This is a genomic window from Flavobacterium sp., from assembly GCF_046155325.1.
Lineage (GTDB): Bacteria > Bacteroidota > Bacteroidia > Flavobacteriales > Flavobacteriaceae > Flavobacterium.
The window spans coordinates 1-17,103 of record NZ_JBJXDQ010000123.1; the positions used below are offsets into that span (position 1 = coordinate 1).

The window sequence follows — 17,103 nt, forward strand, 5'->3', positions numbered from 1 at the left end:
ACCGAAGCAATCGGGTTGTAGATTAGGAGTTAGAAGTTGTTTTATATGACAATAAATTGGAATGGGCACAGAATGCAATTCTGCGCTATCCATAACGAGAGGGTTTTTATATCCGAGCGATCTGGGTGGTGCTGTAATTCAGGAAGGTGTTTGGGATCAAGCTGGCCCAAATAACGTACAAGCTATTAGGTTTAGTAGTTATGGCAGTATTATAGGTGCTTTGTATTTTAAAAAATAAATACTCTTAAAGCAATAGGTCTTGTAGCAACTAAAAAAAAATAGTTTTTATTTAATTATACCTAAGAAACTCATCCAATATTAACAATTTTGGCATTTAATAACGGTTTAGAAAATTACAAATATTTAGTCAGTTAGAAAATCAAGTTTTTTAGAAAAAAATAAAATTTAATTTTGATGATACTAAATTCATGCAAAACGAAATAATAGCTTTGCTAAAAATAACTGAAAATTTAAGAGACAAATACAAACTTGGTTTTCCTTTAGATGGTCGGTTGGTTGGAGACATTGGGGAAGCATTAGTAAAAAAATATTTTAATGTTGATCTACATCCGCAAAACAATCCTTGTTATGATTGTTATGAAATAGATACCAAGCGTCAAATACAAGTAAAAGCAAGTATGAAATATAATTTTTCATATTCGTTTAAATTCAATCCGGAGTATTTTATAGCAGTTCACATCAATGAAGATGCCACTTTAGAAGTTATCTATAATGGACCAGGTCAATTGATAAAAGATTACATAATTGATAGGGGCTTAAAAGACTATAATAAAACTTGGTATCCTTTGAGTATTGGAGTTTTAAAAAAGCTCAATGAAAAAGTTTTAGAAGACCAAAAAATAAAAACAAGAATAGGTTAATATAATTTATAAGGTAACAATCATAAAATTAAATATTTTGTCAAGTATATGACTTCGTTTACTTGACATATATAATAATTATATATCTTTGTCATCTAATTATAGAGCATGACTATTTCAAGAAAAATAGAAGACAAAGTTAAAAACCTGCCAATAGGTACTACATTCACCTATCAGACACTTTCTGTTAAGGCTGATGAGTATGCCGCTACTGCAAAAGCATTAGAGCGTTTAATAAAAAAAGAGGTGATAAAACGGGTTTCAACTGGAGTATTCTATAAACCCAAGCAAACCATTTTTGGCGAACTAATGCCCAGAGAAGAAGAACTATTAAAAAACTATTTATTCGATAACGACAAAAGAATTGCCTACATAACAGGTTTAAGTTTATACAACAAACTAGGTTTAACAACCCAAGTGCCAAAAACAATTAAAATCGCCAGTCGGGATAAACGAATTTTTGCTTCCATAGGAAATATAAAAGGTAAACCGGTTAAAAGTTATATTGATGTTTCGGATAAAAACTACTACATATTAGAAATTTTAGATGCACTAAAAGATTTTAAGCAAATCCCTGATATGGATAAAAAATCAGGATTATTACTTTTAGCAGATAGAATCAAAAAATGGGAGAAAAAAGATAAAACGTTACTAATAAAATACGGTCTAAAATACCCACCTCGGGTTCGTGCTATCTTAGGGGCAATACTAGAAAATTTTATAACTTCTGAAGACGTAAAACCATTAAAGGAGAGCCTGAATCCGTTGTCTCAGTATGAATACAATATTGCAGAAACTATTTTACCCAATGCAAAAAACTGGAATATAATATGACACTACACGAAAATAAAGAACTTTACAATGATGCTATACTGGCAACAGCGCAGCAAAAAGGAATTCCAGAAATTTATATTGAAAAAGATTACTGGGTTACATTAGCTCTCAACCGTATTTTCACAGCAGATATTGGGAAAGAAGCCGTCTTCAAAGGAGGAACAGCACTATCAAAATGCTACAACATTATTGAACGCTTTTCAGAAGATATTGATATGGTTATTCTAAGAAATAATACAGAAACAGGCAATCAGTTAAAAGCCAAAATCAAGAAAATTTCCAATATAGTAGCGGAAACTTTACCCGAAATAGAAGTCGATGGAATTACCAATAAAATGGGAATGATTCGAAAAACGGCACACAGCTATCAAAAAACCTTTGAGGGTGCATTTGGTCAAGTACGTGATATTATTATTGTAGAATCTACTTGGCTAGGTAGTTTTGAGCCATACACTACAGCAACAGTTTCTTCTTTTGTTACCGAAATGATGAAGGCTAATAATCAAGAAGCATTAATTGAAGAATACAAACTTAATCCTTTTGAAGTGCAGGTATTAAGTCTGGTACGCACGCTCTGTGAAAAAATTATGAGCTTAATGCGATTTTCATTTACCAATGACCCAATTACCGATTTGAATAATAAAATCCGTCACGTATATGACATTGATAAATTACTGGATAATAAAGAAGTCAATACTTTTTTTAATTCTCCTGGACTTGATAAGCTCTTACTAATAGTGGCAAATGATGATGTAATAAGCTTTAAGAACAATAATAGTTGGCTTGATAATCATCCTGCTACAGCAATGATTTATGCAGATATTGAAAATACATGGAGCCAAATGCGAAATACCTATAATACTACTTTTAAGGAACTAGTCTATGGAGAATTACCCACTGAAGAAAAAATGACTAGAACTTTAAAAACAGTCTACGATAGAATTGTATCCGTAAATTGGATAATTAACAAATAACAATATACTTGTGCGTACCATTTTGATTTATAAAATAGTAATCTATTTTATAAATTTCATTAAGTAAATTCAATGTTGATTCAGAACTATTTGATGCTACTTGGGAAGAGTGCCTTTTAAATTTAGTACCAAGCTGGTCACAAAAAGGTACCAAGCTAGAAAGTCTTGATTGGCCTAAAAATCAGCCTATCGATAAAGAAGAAATTAAAAAAGTACCAACCTAATCCACAAAAAAATTAGGTACATAATTGCTATTTTATCATTAGTTGCCGAGCCTCTATCATTAGATGACATTATGAATGCTGCTGGCTATACAAACAAAAAAACATTCAGAGACAATTATCTAAAACCATTAGAGCAATTATAATGGATTGAAAAAACAAACCCTAAAATTCCAACAGCACCAGACCAAAAATATAGACTAACAATAAGTGGTAAAATGTTTTTAGGAAATCAAGAATAAATAATAATAATCTCATTCAGCTATCCAATAACTGTCATTGTGAGGAGGAATCGACGAAACAATCTCAAGTATTCCTAAACTCAAATATTTGTTTGCTTCCTTTCGCTAATTACGTTTTCAATAGCGAGAGAAATCTTTTTCGTTCGGTGGTAAATAGGACGTTTTAAATTTCAAATGGCACTCCTTTGCCAACACTCCAAAAAAAATCACTGGCACAGTTTTTAGAAAAAACACATACGCTTCGCAACTTGCGCCAGTAATTTTTTTTCCCAAGCTTACCCGATGGCTCGGATATATATAATCATCTAATGTTCGATAGCGCAGAATTGCATTCTGTGCCCAAAAACGAGAGCAAAAAAATATGAAAATAACCGAACCAATCGGGTTGTAGATTAGGAGTTAGAAGTTGTTTTATATGACAATAAATTGGAATGGGCACAGAATGCAATTCTGCGCTATCCATAACGAGAGGGTTTTTATATCCGAGCGATCTGGGTAAAGGGATAATACAAAGTATTAAAGTTCCATCTATTCCAGCAGAAGCTATTCATTTAGCAATGACTTTTTAATTGTAATGTTATTTATATGTGTAATACCAACAGACTCATAAAAACTACTCAATGAAGCATCGAAAGATATATTTAACTCGAATTAGAAGCAAAGGCAACAGGTAAGGTTGTTTTGACTTATTGCCGTTTTCGGTTAATCGAAAGTTTTTTCACGAACTGACGTTGGAAGTAATAGCAAAAAAAATCGAAATTCACATTTATTCCGTCCTAAATTTATATATTTGTACGTATAAACATTTTACCTTATGAATACTAAACTCACATTAAAGCTTGACCAAGAGATAATTGAAAAAGCTAAACATTATGCGTCTGAAAAAAAATTAAGCTTATCTCGAATTATAGAAAATTACCTTAATTCTTTGACTTCAGATAAAACAAATAATGACATACAAATTTCGCCGTTCGTAAAAAGTCTTTCATCAGGAATTAAAATTCCAGCTGATTATGATTATAAAAAAGATCGTGCTGATTATTTAGAACAAAAATACAAATGAGCAGGATATTTTTAGATACCAACGTAATATTAGATTTGTTGGGAGAAAGAGTTCCTTTTTTTGATTCTATTGCTAAGGTTGCTACCTTGGCTGACCAAAAAAAGCTTACTCTAATTGTCTCACCTCTTTCATTCACGACTATAGATTATGTTTTGAATAAATATGAAACTGCCAAATCTGTTCTGAATAAACTTCGAAAATTTAAAATAATCTGTGAGGTCTGTGAGGTTAACGAAGAAACAATTGACAAAGCGTTGAATTCGAATTTCAAAGATTTTGAAGATGCTGTTCAATATTTTACTGCTTTACAATCTAACTGCTCAATAATTATAACTAGAAACGGAAAAGATTTTAAGAATTCTACAATTCCAATTATGACAGCTGAGGAATATTTAAGTAGCCTTATATAATTTGAAAAATAATTATTAAATCATGAGTTGTCCTGAAAAAGGTTGACTCGATAAATACAAATCCCCACCATCTCAAAGCGGCGGAACGTCAAACTGTTTAAAAACCTCAACAAAAACCTCAACAAAAATAGAACTAATTAGTTTTTACAGAAGCATTAAATAATGACAATTGATGAAATATCTCTTACTTTTACTAACCGTTAGCTTATTCAACAAATCAAACATGGACGAGATTTATAATTTTTCAATTGATACTAATGTTAAAGAATGGCGCGTTGTCAACGATGGTGTTATGGGTGGCGTTTCTTCAAGTTCCTTGAGGCTTTCTGCTGCTGGACATGGGCAATTTTCAGGTCATGTGTCACTGGCAAACAACGGCGGGTTTGCCTCGATGCATTGGAACAAATCCATACCACTTACCCAAGAAAAAAAGTATATCGTTTTGCGTGTCAAAGGCGATGGAAAGTCTTATGAATTACGTTTAAAGGGGGCAGTTTCTCAGTCTGAGTCTTATGTACACCCATTTGCTACTTCAACAGAATGGGAAACTATCAAGTTACCCATCGCCGCATTTTATCCTCAATTCAGAGGGCGCAAATTAGATATCCTAAATTTTAATTTTGAGAGTATTGAACAATTGAGTTTTTTGATAGCTAACAAACAAGAAGAAGATTTCGAATTGCTCATTGATTGGATTGGTTTGGAGTAATACTATTTTGGTTTTAAAACCATTTAGTGTAAACTTCAAGCAAGCTCGAAATCACTCCTTAACAAGCTTAACCGTAACCGTAGTTGTATCTTTTATTCTTAGAAAATAAACCCCATTAGGCAAAGCCGATACATCTTGTTTTTCGATCATCGAACCGCTATAAATCAACTGTCCAAAACTAGAATACAGTTCGTACTGTTCGTTTCCAGAAGTGGATTTTAATTGTATGGTTGAGTGAAACGGATTAGGAAATACTAGATTTTTATTTTCTTCAAAACTTTCGGTATTTAAATATAGAGCGTTGCAATAAGTAGCAGCCCCAACTAAAGTTGTCATTTCGTTGCAAAGTGCTGTGTAATTTGCCGTTTGCTCAGTATTCAAACTTCTAGTAAGCAAGTTGTTACTTTCGTTTGGGTCCGTGGTTAGGTTGAAAAATTTCTCGGTACCATTATCAAATTTAAGCAGTTTATAATCTGTGTTTCGCATCGTTTTACCATCACCCGCAACAGGGGTAACCTTAAAAATTTCGGTAAATGCAGTTGATCTTGAACTTGTGGCTGTGTTTAAAAGAATAGGCATTAAACTTTTGCTATCTACTATTGTTGAAGAAATTTGACTTTGCCAGTTGGTGTCACCAAAAAGTTCTAAAACCGTAGCAAATATATCGACTGAATTTACCAAGGCAGTACTAATCCTGTTTGGGTTGACAACGTCTGGGCCAGAAATTATAAACGGAACGCTAACCCCACCCTGATAAATGCTTCCTTTTGATGGATTTGTTTGTGCAACATTAGTATCATCGCCATTATCGCCAATAAAAATTATGGTAGTATTATTCCATTTTCCAGAACTGATTAAATAGTCAAAAAATCGTCCAATTTCGGTGTCCATAGCTTCAGTCATTGCCTGAAAATAAGGAACCGGATTTGCATTAATATCGGTTTGAGTTCCTGATAAATTATTGAGATTGGCAAACAAACTAGTAGGAGGCAAATGATATGGCGTATGTGGCGCATTGAATGCCAGTTGCAAATAAAATGGTTTTGTCGACGGCTGGCTACTCAAATACGAAATGGCATTATTTACATTCTCGGTAGTGGCATAGTTGGTACAGGTTGTTTTAGTGCCATTGGTTATTTTTGTCCAGTTGAAAAATGCATCAATAGTTTGTCCTAAACCTCCGGTAAGGCTCCCTTCAAAATGATCAAAACCTAGAGTAATAGGATAATTATAGGCAGTAGACGCGAATGAAGTCAAGTGCCATTTTCCGATACAGGCTTTTGAAATTCCACCAGGCGAATACAGATTTAATACTTTCGGAATTGTATTTTCGGTTAGGTTTAATTTTGGATTGTTGCCATCAACCACATCGCCAACACCTGTTCTAAAACTATACCTTCCGGTTAATATACCAGCACGAGTAGGCGAACACAAAGGGTTAGACCACATGTTGTTAAAAAGAACGCCTCGGGCTAAAAGCCGTTTTACATTGGGTAATTTCACCACTTTAGGCGAATGATCAGAGTACATATCGCAGTAATCTTTGCCTAAATCATCGGCGATAATTAAAATTACATTTTTTTGAGCGTAATTGGAAAAACTTATTAGAGAAAATAAGAAGACCGTTGTTATTTTTCTAAGCATTTCTGGTAGTGATTTTAAATCTATTCAGAATAAATTGCGTTTTTGACTACTAACCGATACAAAGGTTTAATCAAATATAAAACTAACAATTCAATTTTTAGATTTTTTAAGTAATAAACTTAATGACAATTACAGTCGTCACCGCAGTTTTTGTCTGATTTTTTCTTTTTGAGAAAGAATTTTTTAAACAAAAAAGCAATTGCAATTCCAAGTGCACTAAAGCTTAATATTTCTTGGTACATAGTTATTAATTTTAAAAATAAATGCCGCCGCCAATGCCAATTAAATTATAAACTGGTGATGCAATCTTTAATCGATTATAACTCAAACTTCCAAAAAAGTTTTTGCGAAAGTATTTCCCTTTCAATTCCAAACTATTTGCTGGATTCTGATTTATTGACGACCATTTTGTATCTATAGAAACACTTACATTATGCTGCAAAAAATAGGTCGCATTGACTCCATAAGAAAACCCAGCTTTGTCAACACCACTTCCTACATAACTGGCGCCAAAAGTCCAGCCTAAATTAAAATTGGGTAAGCGAACCCGATCATACGCCAAATTGAAATAGAATAATGAAATGCGATCCGTTTGATTGGTAAATAAATTTTTGTCAAATAGTTCAAAATAATCAGTTTTGAAATATATTTTTTTAGATGGTCTTATGGTTACTTCCAAGTGATTACCGTCAAATGAATTCCCTCCTGAAAGATACTGATTTTCTAGATCAAGTCTGAAATTTTTGGTCCTCAAAGAATCAGTCTTAGAATAATTTCCTCTGCCATTTTGAGAAAAAGGATGCGAATTGAGATTATAGCCTAAATGATTTTCGGTTGTGTAATCACCAACCAATCCATATTTAAAAACGCCAAAGGTGACATACCCAAAAAGTTCTAAGAATAAACCAATGTTATCGGAATCAGTAAAACTAGAATTTGAATCGGTTGATTTTCCAACAATTTTTGAACTTTTGGATTTGGTTGAGTTTAATTCATTTTTAGATTTATCGATGGCTTGAGCATTCAATGCTAAATTACTCAAAAATAACAAAATTAAGAAAAGACAGATTTTTTTCATTACAGTTTGCATTCAATAATTACGCTAAAATTATTTTAAAACCTGAAAAGCAATCAAAGCTACTAGATATGCAAATCCGCTCATGAAAATCAACTGTCCCAAAGGCCATTTCCAAGAATTGGTTTCTTTTTTCGTGACGGCAAGTGTACTGGCACATTGCATCGCAAAAGCATAAAATAACAATAAGGATATTCCCGAAGCAAAATTAAATATTTTTTCGCCAGTTTGGGGATTAACCTCTGCAGCCATTTTATTTTTTATAGTATCATCGTTATCATTATTTCCCACGCTATAAATCGTAGCCAATGTCCCCACAAAAACCTCTCTTGCCGCAAACGAACTGATGATAGCAATACCAATTTTCCAATCGTAACCCAAAGGTGATATTACAGGCTCAATTGTTTTTCCCATCACGCCAATAAAGGAGTTTTCTAATTTAAAGGCTGCAATTTTATTGTTTAAATCCGCATCAGAAACTGTACTGTTTGCTGTTTTAGACTTGATGATACTTTCGGCGTTATTGAATTCTTTGCCAGGGCCATACGAAGCCATAAACCATAAAACAATAGAAATAGATAGGATAATTTTACCCGCTCCAAAAACAAAATCTTTCGTTTTTTCGATAACATTTATCGAAACGTTTTTGAACATTGGTAATTTATAATTGGGCATTTCGACCACAAAAAAAGTTTTGCAATTGAGTTTAAGGGCCTTGTTCAGGATATAAGCTGATAAAATGGCCATACCAAAACCCAAAAGATACAACAGCATCAAGGTCATTCCCTGCATATTGATGATTCCTAAAACGCGCTCATCAGGAATTACTAACCCAATGATAATGGCATAAACCGGCAATCTAGCCGAGCAAGTAGTAAATGGTGTAACCAAAATAGTAATTAATCGTTCTTTCCAGTTTTCGATATTTCGGGTCGCCATAATCGCAGGAATAGCACAGGCGGTTCCAGAAATTAAAGGCACAACACTTTTGCCCGAAAGACCAAATTTTCGCATGATTTTATCCATCAAAAAAACCACCCGACTCATATACCCACTTTCTTCGAGAATGGAAATAAACAAGAATAAAAAGGCGATTTGGGGAATAAAAATCAATATTCCACCAATGCCAGGAATAATTCCCTGCGAAATTAAATTGGTAAAACTACCTGCGGGTAACTTTTCGTTTGCAAAGGAACTTAATTGAGCAAAAGCTGTATCGATATAATCCATAGGGATTTTTGACCATTCAAAAATAGATTGGAAAATTCCGAATAAGATGAAAAAGAAAATCACATATCCCCAAAATTTATGGGTTAGAATTCGATCGAGTTTACTTCTGAAATCTTTGGCAATAGAGAGATCGATTTTTTGACCTTCTTTGAGTACTTCATTAATAAACTGATAGCGTTTGATAGTTTCTTTTTGTTGTAAGCGTTTTAAATCAGAATGCGATTTGGTATAGGTTCCCCGAATTTCATTTCGCTCTAAATTCAAGAAATTCACATCCTGTGTGATGACTAACCATAATTTATACAATAGTTGATTAGGAAATGTTTTTTTGAGATTGGCAAAATAATCCTCGTCAATACTAGAAGCGTTTACACAAGGCTCTTTTGAGAGGGATTTATAATTGATGATGAGTTGCTTTAAAGCTTCGATTCCAACTCCTTTTCGAGAACTGATTAAAGCAATTTTAGTCTTCAAATGGTATTCGAGATGCGGAATATCTAATGAAATTCCTTTGTATTGCATTCTGTCCGACATATTAATGACCAAAATAGTCGGGATTTCTAAGTCTTTTATTTGGGTGAAAAGCAATAAATTTCGCTTCAAATTTTCGACTTCGGAAACCACTAATGCTACATCGGGAAAGAGTTTGTCGTTTTTGTTGAGTAATAATTCAATTACCACACTTTCGTCAATAGAACTAGCATTTAGGCTGTAAGTTCCGGGTAAATCTAAGATATTGGCTTTTATGGTATTCGATAATTTGCAAAAACCTATTTTCTTTTCAACAGTAATCCCTGGATAATTTCCCACCTGTTGGTTCAAACCCGTAAGTTGGTTAAATACCGATGTTTTTCCAGTATTTGGATTTCCTATTAATGCAACATTGATATTTTCCTTACTCATTACAAGGTCCTTTTTTTCATTGTCGCCGATTTTTTTTGGTTAATCATTTCGATTTCGATTTCTCGGGCAGTTTCCATCCGAATGGCAAGGTGTGAGCCATTGATGTTTAAATACAAAGGATCACCAAAGGGTGCAATTTGAATTAATTCGACCGTGTTTCCGGGCAAACAACCCATTTCGAGTAATTTTAATGGAATCGATTCAACATCAAAATCTTTGATTATCGCTAAATCTCCTTTTTTTAGGCTGGCTATGGTAGGTTGCAAATCTTATTTAGATTGAATTAAGATTACAAAAGTACAGATAAAAAAGAAATATTGAATGACTATTATCAGGTTTACTATTTTATTTTATCCTCACAAAGCCACTTAATATCCTCGATTAATCGGGTGATTTCTTCTTTTTTTGTACCGTCATAAAAACCGCGAACTCTTTTTTTGGTGTCAACCAATACAAAGTTTTCGGTGTGCACCATATCATACAATTCGTCTGGTTTCCCTTGTTTTACGGCCAAAAATGATTTTCGAGCCATGGCATAAATCGCTTTTTTGTCGCCTGTAACTAAGTTCCATTTAGTATCATTTACCCCATTTAATTTGGCGTATTCTTTCAAAACCGAAACACTATCCACATCGGGCATCACGGTAAACGAAAGTATTTTTACCTTTGGATTATCCAGAAATGCTTTTTGTACATCGACTAGATTCGTGGTCATTTTTGGGCAAATCGAGCCACAAGTGGTGAAGAAAAAATCGGCTACATAAACCTTATCCTCATAGTCTTTTTGAGTAATTATTTTACCATTTTGATTGGTAAAAGAAAAATCAGCAATAGTATGGTATTTGCTTTTGTATTGCATGGTCGAATCAACCAATTCCGGATTGACATCGGCAGGATTAAAAATAGGCAACGACTTTGCTGGTTTTAATGCTCTGTAAAACAAGAAAATTGTAATAGCAGAAAAAGCCAACAGTCCAATAAAAAATTTTCGGTATTTGTATAAAAGCGAGCGCATAGATTTTTTTTGAGATACAAAATAACAAGATTTAAAGCGATTTTAAAGACAATATTATCTTAAATTTTCTCCCTCTGTTTTAGCCTTTCGGATAGAGTAGTTTACCAAATACAATCCGCATAAAGTAATGATTCCGCCTACAGCAATGAAGAAAGTTAAAGGTTCACCAAAAATAAGTGTACCAAACAATACTGCTACAATAGGATTTATATAAGCATAAATACTACTTATTTCTGGCGGCAATTTTTGCAACGCATAGATAAACGCAATATATGTAAATACCGAACCCACGATGACTAAATACCCAATCGCCCACCAGGAGTGAGCTGGAATAGTAGTGATGCTTACACCAGTATCAGTAGCTTCGGTAATCATTAATATAAAGGTACTCGAAATTACCATTTGCAATCCTAGACCCAAATAAGGATTAAAACTTGCCGCCTTTTTTTTTGTATACAAAGAGCCAAAAGCCCAAGTAATGGTTGAAAATAACGAAAGGAAAATGCCAAATCTAAAATCAGGATTTATAAAATCAGCCAAATGCTCGTAGAAAATAAAACAAATCCCTCCAAAACTTACCATCATCCCCAAAATAGACAATCGGTTTATTTTTTCGCCTCTAAAAAGCATAATTATCACAATCCAAAGCGGAAATATAGCACCAATAATAGCCCCCAAACCGCTACTGATATATTTTACACCCCAAGTACTCAATCCGTTGCTAAACACAAAATTTAGAACACTTAGGATCAATATGGTTTTCCATTGTTTTCCTTTGGGCCAAGGTGTTTTTTTGAACAAAAAATAAGAAACATATATAATTCCGCCAATGCCTTGTCTGATTCCAGCCAATTGAAAAGCAGGCATGTGTTTGACCCCTTCTTTTGAGGCTATCCAAGTAGTGCCCCAAAAAAAACTTACCCAACATAAGGCGAGAATAGGCAATCCAATACTGTTAATTTTGGATAAAAAGGCATTTTGAATTCGGGCTCTCACGTTATAAATTGGGTTTTGAAAAGGTATATCCTAAAATATTTTCGATTTTTGAGCTCAAAATTATTTTGCCAAAAATACGAAAATGACTTTTGTTTTAAATTAAATTAACACAATCTTATTTCAAAAGGGTTCATCTTTATAAATATGATATCTTTGTGAGTAAACCTAAATATTCTAAAAAATTAAAAAAATTTTTATGAAAAGACTAGTTTTTTTGACTTCTGCAATTCTTGGACTTTCATCATCTCAAGCGCAAATTGCTCCGGCGAAAAAAGATCTTGGTATTAATGTGTCGTTTATGGATACAAAAGTAAAACCAAATGATGATTTTTTCCGATTTGTAAATGGTACATGGCTTGACAAAACTGAAATTCCTGCTGACAAGACCAGTTGGGGAAGTTTTAATGAATTGCGTCAAAAAACGGATAAAGATGCTTTAGAGATTTTGGCGGAAGCCTCAAAAAATCCCAAATACAAATCCAATACTGATCAAGGGAAAGCCATAAATTTGTATAAAACCATTATGGATACTGTCGGTAGAAACAAGCAAGGATTGTCGCCACTAAAACCGTATTTAGCAAAAATTAATGCTGTAAAAAATACCAAGGATTTACAGGCATTGATGATTGAAATGGATCCTATTGGAGGCATTGGGTTTTTTGGTATTGGTATTGGTTCAGATGCCAAAAACAGCAACAGAAACGTGATAAATGTTGGTCCCGGAAGTGTAGGTTTGCCAGACCGTGATTATTATGTATCAGACGACAAGGATTCTAAAGAAAAGAGAGATAAATATGTTTTGCATGTCGCTAAAATGCTTCAATTATTGGGTGAAAAACCAGCTCAAGCAAAAGTAGATGCAGATAAAATATTGGCATTAGAAACTGTAATGTCGAAACCAAGATTTGATAGAGTGGAAAGAAGAGACCGACGAAAATCATACAATCCGATGACGGTTGCTGATTTGCAAAAACTGACTCCTTCTGTTGATTGGAAAATTTATATGACGAAAATTGGTTTAACAAAAGCAGATTCGCTGATTGTTTCGCAACCTAAATATATGGCTGCTTTGGAAACTATTTTCAAAGAAAATAAAGTAGAGGACTGGAAGGCTTATATGCGTTGGACTTTGTTAAGTAGATCATCAGGGAGATTGTCAACTTCTCTTGAAACTGCGAACTGGGAGTTTTATGGCAAAGCACTCACGGGAGCCTTACAACAAAGACCACGTGACGAAAGTGCTTTGCAAGTAATTAACGGTGCTACAGGCGAAGCATTGGGGAAATTATATGTAGAGAAAAAATTTCCGGCTGAGGCTAAAGCCAAAGCGGAAAAAATGATTAAGAATGTCTTTCTAGCTTTCGAAAATCGAATCAATAATTTGCCTTGGATGTCAGCAGAAACAAGAGTTAGTGCCATTGCAAAATTACATAAATCCCAAATTAAAATTGGTTATCCCGACAAATGGAAAGATTATTCAGCCTTGACTTTAAAGAGTCCAGAAGAAGGAGGAACTTTTTTTGAAAATTCAATGAATATTTCGCGTTGGAGAAACAAACAAGATATCGACAAACTCTATAAGCCTGTCGATAAAACAGAATGGGGAATGTCGCCACAAACGGTAAATGCATATTACAATCCTTCTTATAATGAAATAGTATTTCCAGCGGCAATTTTGCAACCGCCATTTTATAACTACCAAGCGGATGAAGCGGTAAATTATGGTGGAATTGGAGCCGTGATTGGTCACGAAATCTCCCATGGATTTGACGATTCAGGAGCACGATATGATGCTGATGGAAACCTGAAAGATTGGTGGACAGCAGAGGACCAAAAACAATTTGCAGCTTTGACCGGAGCACTTGCTGATCAATACAGTGCTTTGCAACCTTTGCCAGGAACTTTCGTTGACGGAAAATTCACTTTAGGCGAAAACATTGGTGATTTAGGTGGAATAAATGCCGCTTACGATGGATTACAACTTTATTTAAAGGAAAATGGCAACCCAGGATTAATCGATGGGTATACGCCAGAACAACGTTTCTTTATTTCTTGGGCCACAGTTTGGAGAACAAAAATGCGTGACGAAACGATAAAAAGCAGCGTAAAAACCGATCCGCATTCGCCAGGAATGTATCGTGCTTATGTGCCGTTGCAAAATGTAGATTCCTTTTATGAAGCATTTAATCTCAAACCGGGAGACGGAATGTATCTTGCTCCTGAAAAACGTGTGAAAATCTGGTAGAAAAAACAATTTATACTCGTTATTTCAGGAGGTGATTTTTGTAAGGCATAGATGAAGACAATAGAGATTAGGTCTAAACCAACTAACCCAGCACAAGGCGAGAATAGGCAATCCAACACCGTTAATTTTGGATAAAAAAGCATTTTTGGTTTTGGCAATCACGCTATAAATTGGGTTTTAAAAAGGAATATCCTAAAACTGTTTCGACTTTGGCACTCAAAATTGTTTTGCCAAAAGTAGGACTTTCCAAATTAAACTGAGGCAATTCAAGTCCTAAATCAATCGCTTTTTGGGTGTAATATTCCTCTCGACTTGGGTGGAAAGGTGCCACAGCATTAAAGGTTTCGCCCCACACTTCTAACTCCCGAAGTTTCGGGACAGTGTGACAAATAATCTCCAGAATGATGCCTATACAATCCACTTGATGAATCAAATTGATGGGTGCTTTTGGATTTTCGAGGTTTCTTTTTCCAGCCAAAAACGGAATCGGATGGCGGTCGTCGCCAATTAAACCTCCAAAACGTAAAATAGTAGTTTTAAAGTTGGAATTGCTTTGCAAAAGTTGTTCGACCTGCACTAATTGTTTGCCGCTTTCGGTTTCAGGATTCAAAGTAGAATCTTCTGTCACACTGAGCGCAGTCGAAGTGTCGCCATACACCGATGTTGAACTGACAAACAAGACTTTTTCGATAGCCGATTTTTCTATAAATGGGATTATATTTTTAATCTTTTCAACGAATGTCTTCCTGAGCGCAGTCGAAGGATCAGCTCCTGAACCACGAAGTTTGGGCGGAATATCAATAATCAAAATCTCGGAATTTTCTAGAAAACCGTTTAGGTCCCCTTCGGTTTTATCTTCGGAAAGCGCAATTAAATAAGGCTGAATTCCAGCGTTTTCTAATATTGAAAGTTTATCTGTAGAAGTAGTCGAACCCTTTACCGAAAAACCTTTTTCTATCAAGCCTTTCGCCAAAGGCAATCCCAACCAACCGCAACCCAAGATACTTATTTGTTTCATATTTGTTTTTTGTCTTTTTTCTTCTTTTTGCCACAGATTAAAACGGATTTTTAAATGCGGTCACAATTTGTGACTGCATAATCGATTCAATAAAATAACAAATCTGTGAGCATCCGTATAATCTGTCTCATCCGTGCCCCATTTTTACTATTTCAGAACGTCTAGCGGATCGATAAAAATTTTCAAATTCCCTTTTTGACCAGCATATAATAATCCCCTTCTAAAAGGCGATAGCCTTGATCGTAAACAAAATGGTAGGTGTTTCCGGTATTGGTATTTAAAATAGAAGTAAAAAATTCAAAATCGAAACCCTTACTCAATAGTTTTGATTTGGTAGTTTTTGACTTTTCCTCAGGATTCAATTCGGAAAGAATGCGGTAATTCTTGCGCAACTTGTTATTGACATTGCGCATAAAATTGGTGCTGTCTTTGTTTATTTTGTTGTTATAGGCGTTGCGGCAACCGTCGCTACAAAATTTTTTGTCTTCGCGACCTACAATTTTATCGCCACATTCTAAGCAGGTTTTGTTCATGGTTTTGTTTTCTTAAAATTTACCTTTGTGTAATATTGCTTGTTCAATGTGCGCCAAATGATGGTTACAATGCCAAGCATAAATCCCAATTACCTCGTCCAAAGAGGATATTTTGTTGTTTGCGGGATGAATAAATTTTTTCTTTAATTCTTTTTCTTTAAAGCTCTTTAAAAGCAAAGTCCATCGAGAATGTAAGCCTTCAATTATTTGAATAGATGGGAAAATATGTTCTGAATTGCCATCTGAGAGTTCGGCCCATTTTGCTTCCTCGTAGGGTTTTATTGTTGGAGTGTCTTCGGTCAAAGCGAGTTTAAATCGAATAAAACTATTGATGTGACTGTCGGCGCAATGATGCACCACTTGTTTTATAGTCCAGCCTTTTGGACGGTATTTCCAGTTTAATTCTTCTACGGAAAGGGTTTTGGTTATTTCTTTTATTTTAGATGGAAAATTTTCAATGACTTCAATCCAGATCTTTATATCATTTTCTGATATTGAATCTGGCTTTTTAAATTTACCTATAGGAAATTTTAGTTTTTCTAGATTAAAATCGTTTTCCATCATTTCTTTGTTAATTCTTTATAATCCAATCAAATATATAAAAAATTTTCCATTTACAAACGGTTACAATTAGTTACAACCGAAAGTAAGTAGTTATCTACCGAATAAAATTTTAGAGTCATCGCATCTTTGCCCTGTTGATTTGAACGAGTCATTCAACAAAACATATACTAACAATTTAAATATTACACGCCATGAATGCATTAAAAAACAGAGTACAGTTAATTGGACACGTAGGACAAGATCCAGAAATCAAAAATCTTGATGGAGGAAAAAAAGTAGCTAATTTTACTATCGCCACAAACGACAGTTACAAAAACGAAAATGGAGAAAAAGTAGAACAAACCGAATGGCACAAAGTGGTTGCCTGGGGAAAAACGGCCGAAATAATCGAAAAATACGTTACTAAAGGGAAAGAAATTGCCATTGAAGGCAAACTAACCCATAGAAGTTATGATGATAAAAATGGTGAAAAACGATACATCACCGAAGTGGTAGCCAATGATGTGCTTTTGTTAGGAAAGTAAAATTATTGATTAATTTACAATC

At 34.3% G+C, this 17,103-nt stretch carries 19 protein-coding genes; 10 read left to right on the forward strand and 9 right to left on the reverse strand.

From position 1 onward, the window contains the following. Window positions 1-61 precede the first annotated feature (61 nt). The 8 genes from ACKVOD_RS08435 to ACKVOD_RS08470 all read left to right on the forward strand — a co-directional run bounded on the left by ACKVOD_RS08435 (window position 62) and on the right by ACKVOD_RS08470 (window position 5,334). The gene (locus tag ACKVOD_RS08435) at window positions 62-238 is read left to right on the forward strand and encodes a hypothetical protein (RefSeq protein WP_409209029.1); all 177 of its coding nucleotides are present in this window, start codon (window positions 62-64) and stop codon (window positions 236-238) included. Window positions 239-428: 190 nt separating this feature from the next. After that, window positions 429-881 carry a DUF6998 domain-containing protein gene (locus ACKVOD_RS08440; protein ID WP_409209030.1) on the forward strand — a complete coding sequence of 151 codons (453 nt, stop codon included), beginning with the start codon at window positions 429-431 and terminating at the stop codon, window positions 879-881. A gap of 108 nt (window positions 882-989) precedes the next feature. Then, window positions 990-1,715, forward strand: a complete 726-nt coding sequence (locus tag ACKVOD_RS08445; protein WP_409209031.1) for a DUF6088 family protein — start codon at window positions 990-992, stop codon at window positions 1,713-1,715. Next, window positions 1,712-2,689: a nucleotidyl transferase AbiEii/AbiGii toxin family protein gene (locus ACKVOD_RS08450; RefSeq protein ID WP_409209032.1), complete on the forward strand. Its 978-nt coding sequence runs from the start codon at window positions 1,712-1,714 to the stop codon at window positions 2,687-2,689. Before ACKVOD_RS08445 ends, ACKVOD_RS08450 begins: the two co-directional genes overlap by 4 nt. 894 nt (window positions 2,690-3,583) lie before the next feature. After that, window positions 3,584-3,721: a hypothetical protein gene (locus tag ACKVOD_RS08455; protein ID WP_409209033.1), complete on the forward strand. Its 138-nt coding sequence runs from the start codon at window positions 3,584-3,586 to the stop codon at window positions 3,719-3,721. Window positions 3,722-3,966: 245 nt separating this feature from the next. Next, on the forward strand, window positions 3,967-4,215 hold the full coding sequence (locus ACKVOD_RS08460; protein ID WP_409209034.1) for a DUF6364 family protein: 249 nt from the start codon (window positions 3,967-3,969) through the stop codon (window positions 4,213-4,215). Beyond that, window positions 4,212-4,625 carry a type II toxin-antitoxin system VapC family toxin gene (locus ACKVOD_RS08465; protein ID WP_409209035.1) on the forward strand — a complete coding sequence of 138 codons (414 nt, stop codon included), beginning with the start codon at window positions 4,212-4,214 and terminating at the stop codon, window positions 4,623-4,625. Before ACKVOD_RS08460 ends, ACKVOD_RS08465 begins: the two co-directional genes overlap by 4 nt. Window positions 4,626-4,797: 172 nt before the next feature. Next, on the forward strand, window positions 4,798-5,334 hold the full coding sequence (locus tag ACKVOD_RS08470) for a CIA30 family protein (RefSeq protein WP_409209036.1): 537 nt from the start codon (window positions 4,798-4,800) through the stop codon (window positions 5,332-5,334). A gap of 51 nt (window positions 5,335-5,385) precedes the next feature. Here the strand turns inward: ACKVOD_RS08470 and ACKVOD_RS08475 are convergent, their stop codons facing one another. From ACKVOD_RS08475 to ACKVOD_RS08500, 6 genes are all read right to left on the reverse strand, one after another. Continuing rightward, window positions 5,386-6,978, reverse strand: a complete 1,593-nt coding sequence (locus ACKVOD_RS08475) for a sulfatase-like hydrolase/transferase (RefSeq protein ID WP_409209037.1) — start codon at window positions 6,976-6,978, stop codon at window positions 5,386-5,388. 253 nt (window positions 6,979-7,231) lie between these two features. Next, the gene (locus tag ACKVOD_RS08480) at window positions 7,232-8,056 is read right to left on the reverse strand and encodes a hypothetical protein (RefSeq protein WP_409209038.1); all 825 of its coding nucleotides are present in this window, start codon (window positions 8,054-8,056) and stop codon (window positions 7,232-7,234) included. A gap of 30 nt (window positions 8,057-8,086) precedes the next feature. Beyond that, window positions 8,087-10,186: a ferrous iron transport protein B gene (gene feoB / locus ACKVOD_RS08485; RefSeq protein ID WP_409209039.1), complete on the reverse strand. Its 2,100-nt coding sequence runs from the start codon at window positions 10,184-10,186 to the stop codon at window positions 8,087-8,089. Then, a complete protein-coding gene (locus ACKVOD_RS08490) occupies window positions 10,186-10,452 on the reverse strand; it encodes a ferrous iron transport protein A (protein WP_409209040.1) in 267 nt (88 codons plus the stop codon). The genes feoB and ACKVOD_RS08490 overlap by 1 nt, the downstream gene beginning before the upstream one ends. Before the next feature lie 74 nt (window positions 10,453-10,526). Then, window positions 10,527-11,201, reverse strand: a complete 675-nt coding sequence (locus tag ACKVOD_RS08495; RefSeq protein ID WP_409209041.1) for an SCO family protein — start codon at window positions 11,199-11,201, stop codon at window positions 10,527-10,529. A 54-nt stretch (window positions 11,202-11,255) separates the two neighbouring features. Continuing rightward, entirely contained in the window at window positions 11,256-12,197 is a 942-nt protein-coding gene (locus tag ACKVOD_RS08500) for a DMT family transporter (RefSeq protein WP_409209042.1), read from the reverse strand. A gap of 196 nt (window positions 12,198-12,393) precedes the next feature. On the opposite strand from ACKVOD_RS08500, the gene ACKVOD_RS08505 reads away from it, so the two are divergent. After that, the gene (locus tag ACKVOD_RS08505) at window positions 12,394-14,442 is read left to right on the forward strand and encodes a M13 family metallopeptidase (RefSeq protein ID WP_409209043.1); all 2,049 of its coding nucleotides are present in this window, start codon (window positions 12,394-12,396) and stop codon (window positions 14,440-14,442) included. A gap of 163 nt (window positions 14,443-14,605) precedes the next feature. Here the strand turns inward: ACKVOD_RS08505 and ACKVOD_RS08510 are convergent, their stop codons facing one another. From ACKVOD_RS08510 to ACKVOD_RS08520, 3 genes are all read right to left on the reverse strand, one after another. Continuing rightward, entirely contained in the window at window positions 14,606-15,460 is an 855-nt protein-coding gene (locus tag ACKVOD_RS08510; RefSeq protein WP_409209044.1) for an SDR family oxidoreductase, read from the reverse strand. A gap of 182 nt (window positions 15,461-15,642) precedes the next feature. After that, window positions 15,643-15,993, reverse strand: coding sequence for a hypothetical protein (locus tag ACKVOD_RS08515; RefSeq protein ID WP_409209045.1), 351 nt, complete (start codon window positions 15,991-15,993; stop codon window positions 15,643-15,645). A gap of 12 nt (window positions 15,994-16,005) precedes the next feature. Beyond that, on the reverse strand, window positions 16,006-16,554 hold the full coding sequence (locus ACKVOD_RS08520) for a YfiT family bacillithiol transferase (RefSeq protein WP_409209046.1): 549 nt from the start codon (window positions 16,552-16,554) through the stop codon (window positions 16,006-16,008). Window positions 16,555-16,748: 194 nt separating this feature from the next. On the opposite strand from ACKVOD_RS08520, the gene ACKVOD_RS08525 reads away from it, so the two are divergent. After that, the gene (locus ACKVOD_RS08525) at window positions 16,749-17,081 is read left to right on the forward strand and encodes a single-stranded DNA-binding protein (protein ID WP_409209047.1); all 333 of its coding nucleotides are present in this window, start codon (window positions 16,749-16,751) and stop codon (window positions 17,079-17,081) included. Window positions 17,082-17,103 lie beyond the last annotated feature (22 nt).